General features: G+C 36.3%; 21 protein-coding genes. 5 read left to right on the forward strand and 16 right to left on the reverse strand.

Annotation, left to right across the window (positions count from 1 at the left end; all coding sequences use genetic code 11):
- Positions 1 to 120: 120 nt before the first annotated feature.
- Both ACFO7M_RS03155 and ACFO7M_RS03160 read left to right on the forward strand, forming a co-directional pair.
- Entirely contained in the window at positions 121 to 1,050 is a 930-nt protein-coding gene (locus ACFO7M_RS03155) for a helix-turn-helix domain-containing protein (RefSeq protein ID WP_379718179.1), read from the forward strand.
- A 92-nt stretch (positions 1,051 to 1,142) separates the two neighbouring features.
- Positions 1,143 to 1,910, forward strand: a complete 768-nt coding sequence (locus ACFO7M_RS03160) for an SDR family NAD(P)-dependent oxidoreductase (RefSeq protein WP_379733980.1) — start codon at positions 1,143 to 1,145, stop codon at positions 1,908 to 1,910.
- Between the two features lie 336 nt (positions 1,911 to 2,246).
- Here the strand turns inward: ACFO7M_RS03160 and ACFO7M_RS03165 are convergent, their stop codons facing one another.
- From ACFO7M_RS03165 to pdxA, 7 genes are all read right to left on the reverse strand, one after another.
- The gene (locus tag ACFO7M_RS03165) at positions 2,247 to 2,948 is read right to left on the reverse strand and encodes a hypothetical protein (RefSeq protein ID WP_379733982.1); all 702 of its coding nucleotides are present in this window, start codon (positions 2,946 to 2,948) and stop codon (positions 2,247 to 2,249) included.
- A 147-nt stretch (positions 2,949 to 3,095) separates the two neighbouring features.
- Positions 3,096 to 4,445 carry an acetyl-CoA carboxylase biotin carboxylase subunit gene (gene accC, locus ACFO7M_RS03170; RefSeq protein WP_379718173.1) on the reverse strand — a complete coding sequence of 450 codons (1,350 nt, stop codon included), beginning with the start codon at positions 4,443 to 4,445 and terminating at the stop codon, positions 3,096 to 3,098.
- 85 nt (positions 4,446 to 4,530) lie between these two features.
- Entirely contained in the window at positions 4,531 to 5,022 is a 492-nt protein-coding gene (gene accB / locus ACFO7M_RS03175; RefSeq protein ID WP_379733984.1) for an acetyl-CoA carboxylase biotin carboxyl carrier protein, read from the reverse strand.
- A 20-nt stretch (positions 5,023 to 5,042) separates the two neighbouring features.
- Positions 5,043 to 6,041: a beta-ketoacyl-ACP synthase III gene (locus ACFO7M_RS03180; RefSeq protein ID WP_379718169.1), complete on the reverse strand. Its 999-nt coding sequence runs from the start codon at positions 6,039 to 6,041 to the stop codon at positions 5,043 to 5,045.
- A 168-nt stretch (positions 6,042 to 6,209) separates the two neighbouring features.
- Complete coding sequence (gene rpmF / locus ACFO7M_RS03185) at positions 6,210 to 6,404, reverse strand: 50S ribosomal protein L32 (protein ID WP_073308476.1); 195 nt, start codon at positions 6,402 to 6,404, stop codon at positions 6,210 to 6,212.
- 9 nt (positions 6,405 to 6,413) lie between these two features.
- Positions 6,414 to 6,950, reverse strand: a complete 537-nt coding sequence (locus ACFO7M_RS03190) for a YceD family protein (RefSeq protein WP_379718166.1) — start codon at positions 6,948 to 6,950, stop codon at positions 6,414 to 6,416.
- 174 nt (positions 6,951 to 7,124) lie between these two features.
- Positions 7,125 to 8,174 carry a 4-hydroxythreonine-4-phosphate dehydrogenase PdxA gene (pdxA, locus tag ACFO7M_RS03195; RefSeq protein WP_379718164.1) on the reverse strand — a complete coding sequence of 350 codons (1,050 nt, stop codon included), beginning with the start codon at positions 8,172 to 8,174 and terminating at the stop codon, positions 7,125 to 7,127.
- Between the two features lie 57 nt (positions 8,175 to 8,231).
- On the opposite strand from pdxA, the gene ACFO7M_RS03200 reads away from it, so the two are divergent.
- Positions 8,232 to 8,822 (forward strand): riboflavin synthase, encoded by a 591-nt coding sequence (locus ACFO7M_RS03200; protein ID WP_379733986.1) that lies wholly within the window; start codon positions 8,232 to 8,234, stop codon positions 8,820 to 8,822.
- Between the two features lie 101 nt (positions 8,823 to 8,923).
- Here ACFO7M_RS03200 and ACFO7M_RS03205 read toward each other — a convergent pair whose 3' ends face one another.
- Together ACFO7M_RS03205 and ACFO7M_RS03210 are read right to left on the reverse strand one after the other, a co-directional pair.
- A complete protein-coding gene (locus tag ACFO7M_RS03205) occupies positions 8,924 to 10,465 on the reverse strand; it encodes a glycine--tRNA ligase (protein ID WP_379718160.1) in 1,542 nt (513 codons plus the stop codon).
- A 100-nt stretch (positions 10,466 to 10,565) separates the two neighbouring features.
- Positions 10,566 to 11,414, reverse strand: coding sequence for a hypothetical protein (locus tag ACFO7M_RS03210; protein WP_379718158.1), 849 nt, complete (start codon positions 11,412 to 11,414; stop codon positions 10,566 to 10,568).
- Between the two features lie 73 nt (positions 11,415 to 11,487).
- On the opposite strand from ACFO7M_RS03210, the gene ACFO7M_RS03215 reads away from it, so the two are divergent.
- Both ACFO7M_RS03215 and ACFO7M_RS03220 read left to right on the forward strand, forming a co-directional pair.
- Positions 11,488 to 12,171: a ComF family protein gene (locus ACFO7M_RS03215; RefSeq protein ID WP_379733988.1), complete on the forward strand. Its 684-nt coding sequence runs from the start codon at positions 11,488 to 11,490 to the stop codon at positions 12,169 to 12,171.
- A gap of 72 nt (positions 12,172 to 12,243) precedes the next feature.
- Positions 12,244 to 13,845, forward strand: coding sequence for an Ig-like domain-containing protein (locus ACFO7M_RS03220; RefSeq protein ID WP_379718154.1), 1,602 nt, complete (start codon positions 12,244 to 12,246; stop codon positions 13,843 to 13,845).
- Positions 13,846 to 13,855: 10 nt separating this feature from the next.
- Here ACFO7M_RS03220 and ACFO7M_RS03225 read toward each other — a convergent pair whose 3' ends face one another.
- The 7 genes from ACFO7M_RS03225 to ACFO7M_RS03255 all read right to left on the reverse strand — a co-directional run bounded on the left by ACFO7M_RS03225 (position 13,856) and on the right by ACFO7M_RS03255 (position 20,235).
- On the reverse strand, positions 13,856 to 14,665 hold the full coding sequence (locus tag ACFO7M_RS03225) for a nitrilase family protein (RefSeq protein ID WP_379733990.1): 810 nt from the start codon (positions 14,663 to 14,665) through the stop codon (positions 13,856 to 13,858).
- A 73-nt stretch (positions 14,666 to 14,738) separates the two neighbouring features.
- Positions 14,739 to 15,353: an outer membrane beta-barrel protein gene (locus ACFO7M_RS03230; RefSeq protein WP_379733992.1), complete on the reverse strand. Its 615-nt coding sequence runs from the start codon at positions 15,351 to 15,353 to the stop codon at positions 14,739 to 14,741.
- 84 nt (positions 15,354 to 15,437) lie between these two features.
- Entirely contained in the window at positions 15,438 to 15,899 is a 462-nt protein-coding gene (locus tag ACFO7M_RS03235; protein ID WP_379733994.1) for a hypothetical protein, read from the reverse strand.
- Between the two features lie 120 nt (positions 15,900 to 16,019).
- Positions 16,020 to 16,535 (reverse strand): thioredoxin family protein, encoded by a 516-nt coding sequence (locus tag ACFO7M_RS03240; protein WP_379718146.1) that lies wholly within the window; start codon positions 16,533 to 16,535, stop codon positions 16,020 to 16,022.
- 65 nt (positions 16,536 to 16,600) lie between these two features.
- Positions 16,601 to 17,365 (reverse strand): succinate dehydrogenase/fumarate reductase iron-sulfur subunit, encoded by a 765-nt coding sequence (locus tag ACFO7M_RS03245; RefSeq protein WP_379718144.1) that lies wholly within the window; start codon positions 17,363 to 17,365, stop codon positions 16,601 to 16,603.
- A gap of 29 nt (positions 17,366 to 17,394) precedes the next feature.
- Positions 17,395 to 19,404 (reverse strand): fumarate reductase/succinate dehydrogenase flavoprotein subunit, encoded by a 2,010-nt coding sequence (locus ACFO7M_RS03250; RefSeq protein ID WP_379718142.1) that lies wholly within the window; start codon positions 19,402 to 19,404, stop codon positions 17,395 to 17,397.
- Between the two features lie 3 nt (positions 19,405 to 19,407).
- Positions 19,408 to 20,235, reverse strand: a complete 828-nt coding sequence (locus ACFO7M_RS03255; protein WP_379733995.1) for a succinate dehydrogenase cytochrome b subunit — start codon at positions 20,233 to 20,235, stop codon at positions 19,408 to 19,410.
- Positions 20,236 to 20,330: the final 95 nt, after the last annotated feature.

A 20,330-nucleotide genomic window follows, 5' to 3' on the forward strand; every position in this document is an offset into this window, starting at 1 on the left:
TCAAACCCAAAAAAAGCGCAAATAAAAAAATTCATTCTAAATCCTAAATACCGATAGGCAACACAATTTAGTCGAGCAGGTAACATTTTTATTATCTTTACTATTTGAATTTTACAACCTATGACTACAACAACCATAAAAGAATTTTACGACGAAATGTTTGGAGACTATTGTCCGGAAGTACTCAAATACGTGGAAGAGATGGACAAAAAAGATGTAGGTCATTTTAATGTTTTCAACATTAGCGACATGTATGATACTTGTAAAGCAAAACCCAGCATGCCTTACAATAGAAGAACCTATTACAAGATTAGTTTGATCAACGGAAAAAACAAAGTGGAATACGCTGACAAGACTATTGAAATAGATCAGTTTGCCATTTTATTCGCCACTCCAAAGATTCCGTACCGTTACACTCCTTATGACAGCAACCAAAAAGGCCATTTTTGTGTTTTCACTGAAGAGTTCATGACCAAATCCAAAACTGGTTTATTACTAGACGAACTACCAATATACCAACCCAATACCGATTTCATTTTTCAGTTGAATGAAAGACAATACGAAGAAATTGCCACTATTTTTGAGAAAATGCATCATGAGATTCAATCAGATTATCAATTTAAATACGATTTATTGCGGAACTATGTGATTGAATTATTGCACAACGGACAGAAACTCAAGCCAATGGATTCGTTAATTGATACCATGAATGCCTCGTCACGAATCACTTCATTGTTTCTGGAATTATTGGAAAGACAATTCCCGATTGAATCCAACACACAAGCCTTACTCTTGCGCAATCCGAAAGATTATGCCGAAACACTCAACGTACATGTTAATCATTTAAACAAAACCCTAAAAGAAAGAACGGGAAAAACCACCAGTGAAATCATTACTTCGCGACTACTACAAGAATCAAAAATATTATTAAAGAACACCAGCTGGAACATTTCGGAGATTTCAAATTGTTTGGGTTTTGAAGAAGTTGCACACTTTTCGAACTTTTTCAAAAAACAATCCGGATTATCCCCATTAGCTTTCAGAAGGTAATTATTTGATTTTTACAAAAGATAGATTGTTTAGAGCAACAACGAATCAATACAATCGATGCAACTTTGTACTGTAATTTAATACCTATCAAAATGACAAACAGTATCAATAAAATTGCATTGGTTACAGGTGGTAGCCGTGGTTTAGGAAAAAATTCTGCCTTGCAGCTTGCACATAAAGGATTTGATGTAATCATCACCTATCAATCTCAGAAAGAAGAAGCAGAAAAAACCGTATCAGAACTACGTTCTTTAGGAAGAAAAGCGAGTCTTTTACAATTGGATTTATCGAACATCCCTTCATTTGATGCCTTTGCAGGCAGTTTAAAAAACACCCTTTCCAATGATTTTGGAACTGAAAAATTTGACGCTTTGGTCAATAATGCCGGTTCAGGTTATTATGCATCAATCGCTGAAACAACAGAAGAAGGATTTGACGCTATGAGCACCATTCATTTAAAAGCTCCTTTTTTCTTAACCCAGAAATTAGCCTCATTATTAAATGACGGAGGAAGCATTGTGAATACCTCATCGGGACTTTCCCGCTTCAGCTACAACGGTTATGCCGCTTACGCTATTATGAAAGCCGCAATTGACGGATTAATCCGTTACCAAGCCGTTGAATTTGGCCCTAGAAAAATACGTTCCAATTCAGTAGCACCCGGCGCGATTGAAACCGATTTTGGTGGAGGTGCCGTAAGAGAAAACAAAGAGTTAAATCAGATGATCAGCAATTTGACACCACTAGGAAGAGTTGGTCAGCCTGATGACATTGGCGGTGTTGTGGCATTCCTTTGTTCTGATGAATCGAAATGGGTTAATGGACAAAGAATAGAAGCCTCTGGAGGAATACATAGTTAACCCAAGTACAAAGCCTCTGGTAAAACAGAGGCTTTTTTATGCTTTGGAATTAAATCATTGGCCTCAACAAATTCTGCTCGAGGCTTAACAAACTTTACAGAAGACATAACAAACTCTGCACAAGGCTTAACAAACTCTGCACAAAGCCTAACAAACATTACACAAGACATAACCAACTTTATTCAAAGCCTAACAAAGTTTACATAAAGCCTAACAAACTTTACAGAAGACAATACAAGCTTTTCTCAAAGCCTAACAAACTTAACACAAGACATAACAAACTCTGCATAAAGTCTAACAATAAATACAATTCACAAATCGTGACAGCAAGTTTTGCTAAATAAAAAAACTTTTAATTAAACGGTATTCCACAGACTGAGTACCATACTGCGCCTTGACACTTTCCTTGATTCTTGTGGCGCTATGGGAAAGATTTGAATAAGCCTCAATTCTTCTACTGTTAGTTAAAGAAAATTGGACATGAGAATCAACCACACCTTTATTTGCAGCAACAGCATCATTATATAAAGCTTGAAGAGAAATCACATTAAGTTTAGAATTAGCCGGGCTATATTCGGAACCGAAGTCAGAAATATTCGCTATTAAATCGGCAAAGAATTGCGTTTTTGAATGATAAGACTGATAGGATTGACTTACAGTATCAACTTCGGGATTTTTTGGCTTCGCTATATTAGCACCTCTCATTTTTTCGATGATACCCGCGACAAGCAATGCTTCTTTGGCACTTCTTCCATAAATAGCCTTTACATTGGCATTAATGGGTGACAACACTTTTTTAATTGAGTTTGGACTTTTTTCCAGAATTTGGAGACGGTGTTCGACAGCCAGTGAATAAGCTTGTTTTTTAGAAGCCACTTCGCTATTGAGTTTGTGGATTGCAGCAATTTGTTCGTTTAATTTGGCGATACTCAGTTCCGGTTGTACAGATTGGTAATTGGAGAAACTTTCGAGTGCCTGAACCAGTTTTTGAGCGTTACCGATGCGGGCTCCGTATCCTCTTTCCGTAGTTGAATTCATCTTGATGGTTTTAGTGGTTAACAAGACGATTACCGAACAATTATAGTGCCAAAGGGGGTTATGAGTTATGAGTTGTGAGTTGTGGGCGGATCTTTATTAGTGAGGATAGGTTTAAAAAAAAAGCCCTGATCAATCAGGGCTTCGGTATTAATTTTTAGGTTCTTTCATGACGAAAGACTCCATGAATTTTGTTGTATAGTTACCAGCTACATAATCAGCCTCGTCCATTAATTGTCTGTGGAAAGGGATTGTAGTTTTGATACCTTCGATTACGAACTCATCCAAAGCACGTTTCATTTTAGAAATAGCTTCTTCTCTCGTTTGCGCAGTTGTGATCAACTTCGCAATCATTGAGTCATAATTAGGTGGAATGGTATAACCTGCATACACGTGAGTATCCAAACGCACACCGTGACCTCCTGGAGCATGTAAAACGGTAATTTTACCTGGAGAAGGACGGAAATCGTTGTATGGATCTTCCGCATTGATACGACATTCGATAGAGTGCAATTGCGGCAAATAGTTTTTACCAGAAATTGGCACACCCGCTGCAACTAAAATTTGCTCACGAATTAAATCGTAGTCGATTACTTGTTCAGTGATTGGGTGTTCTACTTGGATACGCGTATTCATCTCCATGAAGTAGAAATTTCTGTGTTTGTCCACTAAGAACTCAACAGTACCCGCACCTTCATATTTAATAAACTCAGCCGCTTTAACTGCAGCCTCACCCATTCTGTGACGTAAATCGTCGGTCATGAAAGGAGAAGGTGTTTCTTCAGTTAATTTTTGGTGTCTTCTTTGTACAGAGCAATCTCTTTCCGAAAGGTGACATGCTTTACCGAATGAATCTCCGACTACTTGAATTTCGATATGACGTGGTTCTTCGATAAGTTTTTCCATGTACATACCGTCATTTCCGAAAGCAGCAGCAGCTTCCATACGAGCACTTTCCCAAGCTTTTTCAAGCTCTTCTTCTTTCCAGATTGCGCGCATCCCTTTACCACCACCACCGGCAGTAGCTTTCATCATAACAGGGTACCCGATTTCTTTGGCTGTTTTTTTAGCTTCTTCAAAAGAGGCTAAAATACCCTCTGATCCAGGAACACAAGGAACGCCAGCAGCTTTCATCGTTGCTTTTGCAGTTGCTTTATCCCCCATTTTATCAATCATTTCGGGAGAAGCCCCGATAAATTTGATACCATGTTCTTGACAGATTTTAGAGAATTTAGCATTCTCAGACAAGAAACCGTAACCAGGATGAATTGCATCAGCATTAGTAATTTCAGCAGCTGCGATAATGTTAGACATTTTCAAGTACGACAAGTTACTTGGTGCAGGTCCGATACAAACTGCTTCATCAGCAAATTTGACGTGCAAACTTTCTGCATCGGCTGTAGAATAAACCGCTACGGTTTTAATTCCCATTTCTTTACAAGTTCTAATTACACGAAGTGCAATTTCTCCCCTGTTTGCGATTAATATTTTTTTAAACATAACTTTACAATAAAATTTCAAATCCCAAAAACAAAATCCCAACCAAATTGGAATTTGGATTTTAATTACTTGGAATTTTATTAAATTATGACGGGTCTACTAAGAATAATGGTTGGTCGAATTCTACTGGTGATGCATCATCTACTAAGATCTTAACGATTTTACCAGACACTTCACTTTCGATTTCGTTGAATAATTTCATTGCTTCAATTACACAAAGCGTATCACCTTTACCGATTGACGAACCTACTTCAACAAATACAGGTTTATCTGGAGATGGTTTACGGTAGAAAGTACCGATCATTGGAGATTTCACAGTGATGTACTTCGCGTTGTCATCTGCATCAGCTACAGGAGTTGCTGCTGTAGGTTGAGCTGCTACAGGAGCTACAGGAGCTGCGGCTTGTACTTGAGGCATTGCAGCTTGCATAGGCACTTGTTGAATGTAAGTGTGCTCAGTTGCTCCAGCATCAGTAGTTTTGATAGTGATTTTGAAATCATCCATCTCTAATTTTACTTCAGTAGCACCTGATTTTGCTACAAATTTAATTAAGTTCTGAATTTCTCTAATATCCATGATATTCGATTTTTGGTTTATTATTTAGTATCATAAGCCCATTTCAGATAAATAGATCCCCAAGTGAATCCACCTCCGAAAGATGCAAATATAAGATTATCTCCTTTTTTTAATTGTTTTTCGAAATCACTCAATAACAACGGTAAAGTTCCCGAAGTTGTGTTTCCGTAACGATGAATGTTGATTAAGACTTTGTTTTCGTCCAAATTCATACGTTGAGCAGTAGCATCGATGATGCGCTTGTTGGCTTGGTGTGCTACCAACCAATCCACAGAATCTCCGGTTAAACCGTTGCGTTCCATGATTTGTTCACTCACATCAGCCATACCGGAAACAGCGTATTTGAATACTGTTTTTCCATCTTGGAACACGGTATGCAAACCGTTTTCTACGGTATCTTTAGAAGCTGGCATAATAGAACCACCTGCATCAATTTTAAGGTAATCACGACCGATTCCGTCGCTTTTTAAAATTTCGTCCTGTAATCCAAACCCTTCATAGTTAGGTTCAAAAAGAACAGCACCTGCACCATCTCCAAAGATAATGCAGGTTGCTCTGTCTGTATAATCAATAATTGATGACATTTTATCGGCACCAATTAGCAATACTTTTTTATATCTACCTGATTGAATGTAGGCTGCGGCATTTGACATTCCGTAAAGGAAGCTCGAACAGGCAGCTTGTAAATCATAGGCATAGGCATTGGTTGCACCAATTTGACTCGCCACATACACACCTGTAGATGCTACCGGCATATCCGGAGTAGCTGACGCCAAGATAACCAAATCAATGGTTTTTGGATCCAGACCCGTTTTTTCGATTAAGTTTTGAGCTGCTTTGATAGCAAGATAAGAAGATCCTTTTCCTTTTTCTTTCAGAATTCTTCTTTCTTTGATTCCTGTTCTGGTGGTAATCCACTCATCTGTCGTATCTATCATAGTCTCAAGAACTTCATTAGACAGAACATAGTCAGGAACATAGGCGCCTACGGCGGTTATTGCGGCAGTAATTGTATTCATGTTGTTCAAATAATTCAACTTAAAACAAATGTTTCAAAAAGAGGTTGAAGTTACGAAAAAACTTTAAAACAAAGACATTAAGTTCTTTGAAAAATAATTTCGGTTCTATCCAACAAAAAAACTCTCACATTTCGAGTGAGAGTTCGATTTTCTTTTTACTAAAACGTATTAAGCAACAGCTACTGATTTATCAATAACTACTTGACCTCTGTAATACATTTTACCTTCATGCCAGTAAGCTCTGTGGTATAAATGCGCTTCTCCAGTTACTGGACAAGTTGCGATTTGAGCAACAGTTGCTTTATAGTGAGTTCTTCTTTTGTCTCTTCTTGTTTTCGAGGTTTTTCTCTTAGGATGTGCCATTTTACAAAATTATTTATCCGTTAATAGTTTCTTTAATGCTGCCCAACGCGGGTCAATTTCTTCTTCTTTTATTTCTTCTTCGTCTTTGACTTCGATAGTATTCAACTTATCCATCGCGTCCGTTTTCAACGTTCCATCCTTCACTCCGGGATGAATCCTTTTTAATGGAATAGACAAGACAATCATTTCATAAATGTACTGCATGACATCAATTTGGTGTTCTCCAAAAGGAAGAATCAACAATTCTTCATTGTCATCGTTATACGTTTCTCCAAATCTAACAACCAATTTCAATTTTCCTTTAATAGGCAAATCAAACGGTTCATTTGTCAAATCGCAAGGAACATTTATGGTTCCGTTGTGCTTGAAATTCAATTCAAGCATCGAACTTTGCTTTTCTAAAACCAAATTCACTTTTATGTCGGCCGAATCAAATTCGTCGTACTCAAAGTGATCAAAGAACGCCTTACTAATTTGGTATTCAAACTGATGTTTCCCAAGCTTTAATCCCACATATGGAATTAAATATTCATTTGTAACTTTCATCTGATCAATCTACATTTTTTATAGGCATCAGATGGAACGCTTTGTGATTTAACCCTTTAAATAAAGAAATTTTTCTTTACAGCGTTTCATCCTAACAACAATTTGTCCCTCAATTAGGGTGTGCAAAGATATAAATAATTTATAAATTCAAAAGGGTTATAAACATTTTTTTGTTTATAACTGCTTTTCTTTCACTTTTAAAGGATTCGCAACGATATCTTTATAGTCATTTCGTGATTTAAAAATATCAATGGCCGCATAAATTGCTTCCAAAAAAGACTGATGCTCTGCAATTCCTTTTCCGGCAATGTCAAAACCAGTTCCATGATCTGGAGAAGTTCTTATCTTATTTAATCCTGCGGTATAATTTACTCCTTTTCCAAAAGACAAGGTTTTAAACGGAATTAAACCTTGATCATGATAGGTTGCAATGACTGCATCGTACTTTTCGTATTGATTACTTCCGAAGAATCCATCTGCTGAAAAAGGACCAAAAACCAAAATACCTTCCTCAAAAATCTTTTTCATAGCTGGCTTCAACACTTTTTCTTCTTCATCTCCAATCACACCATTGTCACCTGAATGCGGATTTAAACCTAAAACTGCAATTCTAGGACGGTTAATTCCAAAATCCTGAATCAAGGACTGGTGAATGGTTTTTATTTTTTTACGAATCAATTCTTCTGTTAAATGTTTCGCCACCTCATTAAGCGGCACATGATCTGTAAGCAATCCAACACGTAAATTATCTTGAATCATAAACATTAACGCATCACCTTCCAATTCCTGATCCAAATAATCAGTATGTCCTGGGAAAGAAAATTCTTCCGATTGAATATTCGATTTATTGATAGGCGCAGTAACCAAAGCATCAATTGCTCCTTCTTTTAAAGCTTTAGTCGCTTCAACAAAAGATTTCACAGCATACTTCCCGACATTTTCATCTACTTTACCGTATTCAACATTCACTCCTTCACGCCAAATATTAAGGACATTGATTTTTCCAGTCAAAGCTTGTTCTATTTTATCGATGCCATGAAGGTTGACATTCAGATTCAAACTCTTTTTCAAGAAAGAAAGAATTTTAACATTAGCAAAAATCACCGGCGTACACAGTTCCAGCATACGTGTATCTTCAAACGACTTCAGGATGACTTCGCTTCCCACTCCGTTCAAATCACCAATAGAGATACCTATAATTATATTTTCTGGTCTTTTTGTCATCAGTTCAATGTATTTATTGCTAATTTTGAATGCAAATTTACTAAAATTAATCAGTTAATGTTTACAGGCATCATAGAAACTCTCGGAACTATACAATCACTTCAAAAAGAAGGTGAAAATATTCACGTTACCGTACAATCTTCAATCACAGAAGAATTAAAAATTGACCAAAGTGTGGCGCACAATGGCGTTTGTTTAACCGTGGTTAACATAGAAAACGACAAATACACCGTTACTGCCATTAAAGAAACTATCGAAAAAACCAATTTGGGCGATTGGAATGTTGGTGACAAGGTAAATTTAGAACGTGCCATGAAACTAGGTGACCGATTGGACGGTCATATTGTTCAAGGTCATGTGGATCAGACGGCAGTTTGCAAACACATCGAAGAAGCCAATGGAAGTTGGTATTTTACTTTCGAATACGACAAATCATTAAACAACATCACAATCGAAAAAGGATCAATTACTGTAAACGGAACCAGTTTGACTGTGGTCAATTCAAAGCTGAACGAATTCAGTGTTGCGATTATACCTTATACTTATGAGCACACCAACTTCAATAGTTTTAAAGTAGGCACAAAAGTGAATTTAGAATTTGATGTGATTGGGAAGTATGTAAAACGTTTGCATGAGTTGCAGGCGTAAACAACAAATTCCAAAAACTAAATTCCAATTTAAACATCATAAAAAATCCCAAATACCTTAACTGGAATTTGGGATTTTTATATTTTGGGTATTTAATAAAACTACATTTTCATCAACCAGTTTCTCATGGAAACTTCGTTACTGATAATTCCTCTTAAATCAGCAATCGCAACGCGATCTTGTTGCATTGAATCACGGTGACGGATAGTTACTGTTTGATCTTCTAAAGTTTGATGATCGACTGTAATACAGAAAGGTGTTCCTAAGGCATCCTGACGACGGTAACGACGACCTACCGCATCTTTTTCATCGTAAGCTACATTGAAATCCCATTTCAAATCTTCTATAATTTGTTTGGCAACATCAGGCAATCCATCTTTTTTCACCAATGGCAATACAGCTGCTTTGGTTGGCGCTAAAACCGAAGGCAAACGCAAAACTGTTCTTGTAGAACCATCTTCCAAAGTTTCTTCTTGCAACGCTTTTGAGAATACCGCTAAGAACATACGATCCAAACCAACTGAAGTTTCCACTACGTATGGCGTGTAGTTTTTGTTTTCTTCGGTATCGAAATATTGCATTTTTTTACCTGAAAACTCTTCATGCGCTTTCAAATCGAAGTCGGTACGCGAGTGAATTCCTTCCAATTCTTTGAATCCGAATGGGAAATTGAATTCGATATCGGCAGCGGCATTTGCATAATGCGCTAATTTTTCATGATCGTGGAAACGGTAATTTTCTTTACCTAATCCTAATGATAAATGCCAATTCAAACGTGTATTTTTCCAATACTCGTAGTATTTCATTTCTTCACCTGGTTTCACAAAGAACTGCATTTCCATTTGTTCGAATTCGCGCATACGGAAAATGAATTGACGCGCTACGATTTCATTACGGAATGCTTTACCCGTTTGTGCAATACCAAATGGAATTTTCATACGTCCCGTTTTTTGAACATTCAGGAAATTAACGAAAATACCTTGAGCTGTTTCCGGACGTAGGTATAAATCCATAGCCGTATCAGCAGAAGCTCCTAATTTTGTTCCGAACATCAAATTGAACTGACGTACTTCCGTCCAGTTTTTAGAACCTGAATCCGGACAAGCGATTTCCAACTCTTCAATTAAGGCTTTTACATCGGCCAAGTCACCAGTATCCAAACCTTTTGCCATTCTTTGGAGAATTGCATTTTTCTGGTCTAAATACCCTTTTACTCTTTCATTAGTAGCCACGAATTGCGCTTCGTCGAAAGCATCACCGAAACGACCTTTTGCCTTTTCGATTTCTTTTTGTGCTTTTTGGTTTAATTTTTCGGCATAATCCTCAATTAAAACATCGGCACGGTATCTTTTCTTAGAGTCTTTGTTGTCGATCAATGGATCATTGAAAGCATCAACGTGACCTGATGCCTTCCATGTGGTAGGATGCATGAAGATAGCAGCATCGATACCCACAATATTTTCGTGCATCTGCACCATTGATTTCCACCAATAGTCTCTAATATTCTTTTTTAATTCCACTCCGTTTTGAGCATAATCATATACTGCGCTCAAACCATCATAAATTTCGCTCGATTGGAAAATGAATCCATACTCTTTTGCATGCGAAACTACATTTTTAAATAAATCTTCTTGTTTTGCCATAGTGGTGCAAAAATAAAAAAAACGGACTTAAAAAATCCGTTTTGTATTACAATTTATATGAGATGAAAGTTGGTTTTTAATTGAAAAGTGACAAATCGTATTATTTTAATGAAAATACAGTACTTCCAATCAGGTTAATTCCTGAATAGATGTTGATTTCATAGTCACCTTTAGACATATCTTTTTTATTAGGATCCACGAATACACAAACGTCCAATTCTTCATTGTCATAATACACATTGGTTTTTGCGCTGAAATTTAGTAATCGTTCTCCGGATTCCATAAACTCTCCATTTTGAGACACTACTTTACCATCAGGATTAACCACTTGAATGTATACATCTTTATATCCCTTTACTGCTGCCTTATTTTCCAACAAAGTAAAACAAACCTTAATTTGTTCGGTAGCATTAAAACGTTTGGTTTCAATAATGTTATTGGATACAATCTTAATTCCGTTTGCAGTTACGTTCGTTGCAGTAAGATTTTTAGAAACGGCGAGTACCGCCTCATTATCGTTATTCTTTCTTTGTAGTTCTCTGTTTTTCTCGGACAAATTTTTCAACTGATCTGACAAGTCTTTATTTTCTTCAATTTGTCTATCCAAAATCACTTGAAAGGAATCTGTTTTGGTCTTTTTAACCAATTTATCAATCGGAACTAATCGCTTCTCAAGACGATAAACATTTTTACCTGAAGACACTACTTGCTCCTGTACTACTACACCTCTTTCTTCCAACAACTGTTTATTTTTCAGCACTTCAGAATCATAACGATTCAAAATTTCTTTTAACTCATTGGTATAGGTTTCCCTATCAAGTCTTATATTTTCTTCAAGTTTTTTGTTTTGATTTTTAGAATCGTAATATTTTAGGGCAAACACAAAAGTTGCAGACATAAGTGCAACTGAAGTCAATTTCAATACCACTGTAGGAATTTTCACCGTCATACTCAGGGCCTAATTAATTTATTTTTTCTAAATTTATCTGATTACACGAGAAAGAAAAAAAAAAATCGACGAAATGCTTAAATATTTGTTAAACTTATTTTACCCCAAAGTTTGTTCTGGTTGCAGTCAATTTATTTTAGAATCTGAAAATCACCTATGTACGGTATGCCGACATGAGATTCCTCTTACAAATCATACTGCTTTTAAGGAAAATGAAGCCTACAAAAAATTTTATGGAAGAATTCCTACACAACATGTTTCTTCTATGTTTTATTATCATAAAAAAGGTGTTACTCAACAACTTATCCACAATTTAAAATACAAAAATCAGCAACACATCGGAACGATACTTGGCGAATGGTATGCTGAAGAACTAGCACAGCAATCCGTTATAAAGTCGGCCGACTATATTATCCCTGTACCATTACACAAAAAAAGGCTTAAAGAACGCGGCTATAATCAAGTAACTACATTTTGCAATGCACTTGGCAAAGAACTCAACATTAACGTTAACAATGATTTGCTGTTTCGAAACCATCACACTATTAGTCAATCCAAAAAGAATCTGACCTCTAGATCCAATTTAGCTGAAAATACTTTTGACATACATTTCGATGAGCAACATCACAACAAACACTTTCTTATTGTTGATGACGTTTTAACTACAGGCGCCACTTTAGAAAGTTGCGGACGCGCCATTTTGAAAATTCCTGGAGCCAAAGTAAGTATTGTCACAATGGCCTTTTCGGAGTCGTAAAATTGCAAACATTCCAAAAATATTTCATTAACACTAAATAAAGTGGTTATTTTGCACTGTAAAACAATCTGAATGAGAAAACTTAAGTTTTTAAGCTATACAACTATTGCTCTACTATTTTTGGTCGCTTGTGCCAAAAGAGGCTCCATTACTGGTGGTGAGAAAGACGTTACACCGCCTAAAATTGTTTCGAGTAATCCAGAGAATCTATCTACAAATTTCAATCAAAAAACCATCAAAATTAATTTTGATGAATACGTAAAAGTAAAAGATTTACAAAAAAATCTTATTGTTTCACCACTAATGAAAAATCAAATTACTGTGCTTCCTCAAGGGAGTGCCAGCAAACAGATTACCATTAAAATCAACGATACTTTACAAGCCAACACAACCTATAGTTTTAATTTTGGAGAAAGCATTCGCGACAATAATGAAGACAATATCTTATCACAATTCAAATATGTTTTCTCTACTGGATCCGAATTGGATTCACTTCGCATTGAAGGAATCATCAAAGATTCTTACGAAAAAGAAGCAGACTCTTATGTTAATGTAATGCTTTATGAAGTAGACACCAACTACAATGACTCCATCATTTACAAGCAAACTCCAAGATACACGACGAACACTTTAGACAGTTTAAAAACATTTAAAATCGAAAATGTTAAAGCTGGAAAATACAAACTTATTGCTTTAAAGGAAAAAACTGCAAACTACAAATTTGACCCCAATACAGACAAGATTGGGTTTTACAACCAGACGATTACAGTTCCTGACAATGCAATTTTTGAATTGGAGCTTTTCAAAGAAGTACCGAAATTCAAAACCAAAAAACCGACTCAGACTTCGGCAAATAGAATAACGATGGGTTATGAAGGTGATTTCAAAAACGCAAAGATAACTGCACTCCGTCAAAATCAGGATTTCAAGATTAGAACCACCAAGATGAAGGATAAAGATTCGCTTCAGATTTGGTTTTCTCCTTTACAAAAAGATTCAATACAACTGAATGTTTCTAAAGAAGATTATCGCAAAGAATACACTATAAAAACACGCGGTTTAAAACAAGACACGATTAGCCTTTCGAGCAAATACAGAGGCAACATTGGATTCAACGATGTATTCAAGTTAAATTCAAATACACCTTTGGAAAAATTTGACATTACCTTAATGAAACTTGTAAAAAGTGATTCAACTGCTGTTAAATTCTCCCTAAATTACGATGAATTCAATCAGGATCTTGAAGTTAAGTTCGACAAAGAACCGAATGAAAAATACACCTTTACAATGATGCCTAAAGCCATTGAAGATTATTTGGGACAAGTCAATAAATTGGTGAAAATAGATTTATCGACAAGGTCGTACGCTGATTACGGTAATTTGAAATTGAATCTGAAAAATGTCAAATCATTCCCTTTAGTAATTGAATTGACCGATAATAAAGGAACAGTTTTAGCTACTAAATATACTGAGAGCAATCCTGTTGTAGAGTTTTTATTGATTGAACCACAAAAATACTCGCTCCGAATAATTTATGACGAAAATAAAAACGGTCAGCGTGATACCGGTAGCTTTTTGCAAAACAGACAAGCTGAGGAAGTTTTTCATTTCCCAACCGAAATCGATGTACGAGCCAATTGGGATGTCAATCAGGATATTGACTTAGGTAACTGACATCAATTCATCAGTTATCCTTTTGATGATTAATCCTCAAAGAATTTATCTTTTTTTCGAATAGTTGAAAAGTATCTTTATCGTTAAGAAAGTTCAAACGATTACGGGTTTCTAACATGGTATTTTTATCCAAAGCAATCACTTTGACTGCTTCCGTTTCAAACGGTTCTATAGTGAAATTTCCTAGATAGTCAATAATTTGAGAATGCCCAATATACTCCAATTGATTGGCGTCGAACCCAATTCGATTAACTCCGATAGTGTAGCAAAGATTTTCGACAGCTCTCGCTTTTAGCAGAATATCCCAGGCATTGATGCGTGGTTTGGGCCAACTGGCCACATAAATGAGCAGATCGTAATGCTCAACATTTCGGGTAAAAACAGGAAAACGTAAATCGTAACATATTTGAAGGCATATTTTCCAATCTTTATACTCAACTATCACTTTTTCCTTCCCTGGAGTGAAAACCTGTTCCTCTTTAGCCAAAGTGAAGAGATGACGTTTATCATAAGTTTTCAGTCTTCCATCTGGAAAGACAAAAACCATCCGATTATAATAGTTATTGTTTTCGGCAATAACCAGACTGCCTGTTAGGGCAGTATTTTTCGTTTTAGCCAAAGAAATCATCCACGAAACGGTTTCGCCATCCATTGCTTCTGCAACCGCTGACGGATTCATGGTAAAACCCGTGGAAAACATTTCGGGTAACACTATAAGGTCAACAACGTCATTTATTGCATTAATTTTTTCTTCGAAATGATTCCGATTGGCAATTGGATTTTCCCAAACAATATCAGACTGGATAATGGCTATTTTCATATGTTAAAAATACAAAAACACATCCAAATAAAAACCTTGTAGTATTTGGGTGTGTTTGTAATGAGGTAATGAATCAATTAAAGTTATATTTTACGCCTAAATTGAAATGGTTATTATCTGTGTAATAATTATTCCCCATTATACCGCCTGTGTTACCTTTGTAACCACCTAAGCGATACGCTTCCAAATCGATGTAAAAAGCCATTTTAGGAGAAACGAAATAACTTATTCCGGCACCTGAATTCATACTGAAGAATGATTTTGAAAAGTCGGTTTCTTTTCCTTCAGGAAAACGATAATCACTTTTAATTTCATGGTTATAGGCTGCACCTAATTTCAAATTTCCTTTAAGGTTTTTATGAATAGTAAATTCCCATTTCAGATCAACCGGAACCGAGACAACAGCTCCATCAAAAATGCCATTCGCTTCGTCTTCAACAAAAGAAACACCTGTTTTAAAATATTTAATCCTTCCAATGGCACTCCATTGCTTTGCAAAATAATATTCAGCCGTTAAACCACCTTGAAAGGAATGTTTTGTTCCATTGTTAGCAAAAGAAGGTATACTATTCAAACCTAATTCTGCACCAAAATACCACTTCCCTTTGGGTTCTATATTTACGTTTTGGTTACTTACCTGAGCCTCAGCCAACAAAGGCAAAAAGCAAAAAAATAGAAGTTTTTTCATACGTAAACATAAAAAAAGCATTCTTTTTCAGAATGCTTTTTACATATAATTAACTTTTAATTATCTCATCACATCGATGATAGTTCATTTATTTGAGATAACATAATCCCAATTATTTTCTTTGTATCTTTTACCAAAAGCAGGCAATGCCAATCCTATACCATCAATCGTAACTCCGACTGGCACTAACAATACAGCGTAACCACCATATGCAATTGACACAATCGTAACGGGTGTACCAATTCCTACAACAAGCAAACCAGAAGCAATAGATAAACCTACAGGACGTCTTTTAATTTTAGCAATTGAGGTCAAAGCGATAGTGTCTTTACGTGTAGCAATAGACTTATCATCAACGATTTTAAAACGACCTTTAAAAACTTTACCACTATCCGTTTTAACAGCTACTCTTTTGTTTTCTTTCAAAAAAACAGTTTTCCCATTTTCCTTGTTCTTCATATTGATTCCCTTTTCTTGTGCTTTCAACATCATGTTTGAAAACATCACAAAAAACACCAATGCTACTATTTTTAAATTTAAAGTCATCTTAATTTTTTTATCCTTTTTGCGAAAGATAGGAATTCATAAGCAATACTTACAGTTATTTCATACAAAAAAGCATCTGTAAATACAGATGCTTTTAGAATTATGCCAATAGAGAGTTTATCAACTTTTAACTTTCCAACTATCTAAGAAAGTTTTGATTTTCTCTTGACTGTATCCTTTTCCTTCTTCCAAAGAACCAGTTTCTTGAACATGCAACACTTTACCATTGGAATCCAATATCATAAAAACTGGGTATCCCATTTTTTCGCCTGGGTTACCGTTATAGTGGCTGAAGAATTTTTCGTTTTTATTTTTGGGAGACCAATTCAAATGATAATAAATGTAGTTTTCATCCATTGTACTTTTCAATACCTCCGTTTTTTGAACGAAATCGTTCAGTCGTAAACACCATACGCACCAATTTCCACCAATTTGGATCATAATATTTTTATTTTCCGCTTTGGCCACACCCAACAGTTCTTTCACTTTGCTATCAGCATCTTCCATTTCTTGGTAAGGTTTAGGCAAAGAAGCCTTTTCTGCTTCAATTTTCCTTTTCTTTTCTGCCTTTTCTTCGTCGGTTTGTGAAAATGCTAGTGTAGAAACCAATAGAAACAATAGATATATACTTTTCATTATTCTTTTTGAATTAAATTAACAAAAATCGAACCATTAAAAAAAGCGTCCGAAGACGCTTTTCATTATTTTATCAAACTTGCTTTCAGATATTCTCTGTTCATGCGAGCGATATTCTCCAATGAAATACCTTTTGGACATTCGATTTCACAAGCACCGGTATTCGTACAGTTACCGAATCCTTCTTCATCCATTTGACGAACCATATTTAACACACGGTCAGTAGCTTCTACTCTACCTTGAGGTAATAATGCATATTGAGATACTTTAGCACCAACAAACAACATAGCAGAACCATTTTTACAAGTCGCCACACAAGCTCCACAACCAATACATGCTGCTGCTTCGAAAGCTTTATCAGCATCGGCTTTAGGCACTGGAATTGTATTCGCATCAATAGTATTACCCGAAGTGTTTACCGAAACGAAACCACCAGCTTGCTGAATTCTATCAAAAGCACTTCTATCAACCACTAAATCCTTGATTACTGGGAACGCTTTACTTCTCCATGGCTCTACATAGATTGTATCACCGTCGTTGAACATACGCATATGCAACTGACAAGTAGTAATTCCTGTATCTGGTCCGTGTGCGCGTCCGTTGATGTATAATGAACACATACCACAAATTCCTTCACGACAGTCGTGATCGAATGCGATTGGTTCTTTTCTTTCATTAACCAATTGTTCATTCAATTGGTCCAACATTTCTAAGAACGAGCTGTCAGTAGAAACATTATCCAGTTGGTATGACTCCATACTTCCTGAAGTTTTAGCGTTTTTCTGACGCCAAACTTTCAATTTTATATTGATATTCTTTTTAGATGCCATAATCTTATTTTTTTATAGCCGTCAACTAATTATTTATAGTTACGTGCAGCGATTTTGATGAATTCGTATTTCAACTCTTCTTTGTGTAATACCTCTTTATTGATGTCTTCCCCTTGGTATTCCCAAGCTCCAACAAACGAGAAGTTTTCGTCATCACGTAAGGTTTCTCCCTCAGCATCCTGATGCTCTTCACGGAAGTGACCACCACAAGATTCTTCACGTTGTAATGCATCCATTGCCATCAATTGACCCAATTCCATGAAATCGGCAACACGAATTGCTTTTTCCAATTCTGTATTCATTTCATCAGCAGAACCAGGAACAAAAACATCTTTATAGAATTCTTTACGTAAAGCATCAATTTCGGCAATAGCCTCATTTAATCCTTGCGCATTTCTTCCCATACCTACTTTATTCCACATAATGTTTCCTAAAGCTTTATGGAAATGATCAACCGATTTCGTTCCATTGTTATTCAAGAAGAAATTGATTTGATCTTTTACTCTCTTTTCTGCTTCAACGAATTCAGCAGACTCAGTAGAGATTTTTCCAGTACGGATTTCATCGGCCAAATAGTTAGAAACAGTATATGGCAGCACAAAGTATCCGTCTGCTAAACCTTGCATTAAAGCTGAAGCTCCCAAACGGTTTGCTCCGTGATCAGAGAAATTGGCTTCACCTGCTACGAAACATCCTGGAATTGTTGATTGCAAGTTGTAATCAACCCAAACACCACCCATAGTATAATGAACTGCAGGATAGATTTTCATTGGCGTTTCGTATGGATTTTCGTCTGTAATTTTTTGGTACATGGTAAATAGGTTACCATATTTTTCTTCCAACCATTGTTTTCCTAAAGCAGTAACTTCTGCATCGGTAGGATTATGATTTCCTTTAGCGTAAGCCGCTTGTTTTCCTTTTGAAATGATTTCAGAAGAGAAGTCTAGGTAAACTCCTTCGTTGGTGTCGTTTGCCTCGATTCCGTAACCGGCATCACAACGCTCTTTAGCGGCACGTGAAGCAACGTCACGTGGTACTAAGTTACCGAAAGCAGGATATCTTCTTTCCAAGTAATAATCTCTATCTGCTTCTGCAATTTGCGTAGGTTTTAGTTTTCCTTCACGGATTGCTTGTGCATCTTCTTTTTTCTTTGGTACCCAAATACGTCCAGAGTTACGTAACGATTCAGACATCAATGTTAATTTCGACTGATTGGTTCCATGAACTGGGATACATGTTGGGTGAATTTGTACATAACATGGGTTTGCGAATAAAGCACCTTGTTTGTGGATTTTCCATCCAGCGGTTACGTTACTTCCCATAGCATTTGTCGACAAGAAATATACGTTACCATAACCACCAGACGCGATGATTACTGCGTGAGCAGAATGGCGTTGAATTTCACCAGTCACCAAATCACGAGCAATAATTCCACGAGCTTTACCATCCACTTTTACAATATCTAACATCTCGTGACGATTGTACATTTTCACACGACCTAAACCGATTTGACGAGACAATGCAGAGTAAGCACCCAATAACAATTGTTGTCCTGTTTGACCCGCTGCATAGAATGTACGCTGTACTTGAGTACCACCGAACGAACGGTTATCCAACAAACCTCCGTACTCACGTGCAAAAGGGACTCCTTGTGCCACACATTGGTCGATAATATTTCCTGAAACTTCCGCTAAACGATGTACATTAGCTTCACGTGCACGGTAATCTCCACCTTTAATTGTATCATAGAATAAACGGTAAACAGAGTCACCGTCGTTTTGGTAATTTTTAGCAGCATTTACGCCACCTTGAGCCGCGATTGAATGCGCACGACGTGGAGAATCCTGAAAACAAAATGCTTTTACATTGTATCCCATTTCACCTAAAGAAGCAGCAGCAGACGCTCCAGCCAAACCTGTTCCTACAACGATAACATCAATTTTAGGACGGTTATTAGGTGCAACTAATTTTAAATGGTTTTTATGATTAGTCCATTTCTCTGAAATAGAACCTTCTGGTATTTTAGAATCTAACTTCATATATTAGTGCTTTACAACAAGATTAAAATAAATACAAACTGGGATAACTGCAAACAAAAAAGGAACGATGATTGCAAATCCTTTACCGAATAATTGGATAGCCGGTGTGAACTTATTATTGATACCCAAAGATTGGAATGCACTTTGGAAACCATGCCATAAGTGAAATCCTAACACTAGCATTGATAAAACATAAAAAATCGTAAATGGTAATCCCCATTTTGGATCTTTAAAGAATTCGAAAGTAATTTTGTGCAAATCTTTGTACGCTTCTTTAAGTTTGATATTCAATTTAGCGTCATAGATTTCTGTTTTATTTTTCACGACATAGGCAGTCTCATCAACAGGAACATAACCGCCATCTGTTGTTAGATAGAAATCCTGAGCCATACCTGGTTGTAATTCAATCGTTGTTTTTTGCAATGGCATTTCGGAAAAGTGCATTTTTGCCCAGAAATTAGTCATGTGTGTTGCTATGAACACTAAAATCACTGTACCTAAAACCGCCATGTTTCTTGACGCCACAGAACTGCTGTTTTGCGGACTGCTCATTGCGTAAGCAATAGGACGTGCTTTTTTGTTTTGAATCGTCAACATGATTCCATCAACAGCGTGGAAAACAATTGAAATGTACGTTAAGTAAGAAAGTAATTTTACCGCAGGATTGGTCGTCATAAACAACGCATACTTGTTGAATTGCAATGCGTCGCCGAAAATTAACTGTAAATTACCAGCTAAGTGACCGACCAAAAACAAGCATAAAAATAAACCCGTAAGAGCCATCCAATATTTTTTTGCTAATGATGACTTTAAAAGTGCAGATTTTGCCATAATATTTGTTAGATAATTGGTTGTAAAAAAATTGAAACAAAAATAAGGGAATTTGACTGTATCTACAACCCAATTCCCCTTATTTATAATGAATT

The sequence above is a fragment of the Flavobacterium sp. GCM10023249 genome (assembly GCF_042653365.1).
Classification (GTDB): domain Bacteria; phylum Bacteroidota; class Bacteroidia; order Flavobacteriales; family Flavobacteriaceae; genus Flavobacterium.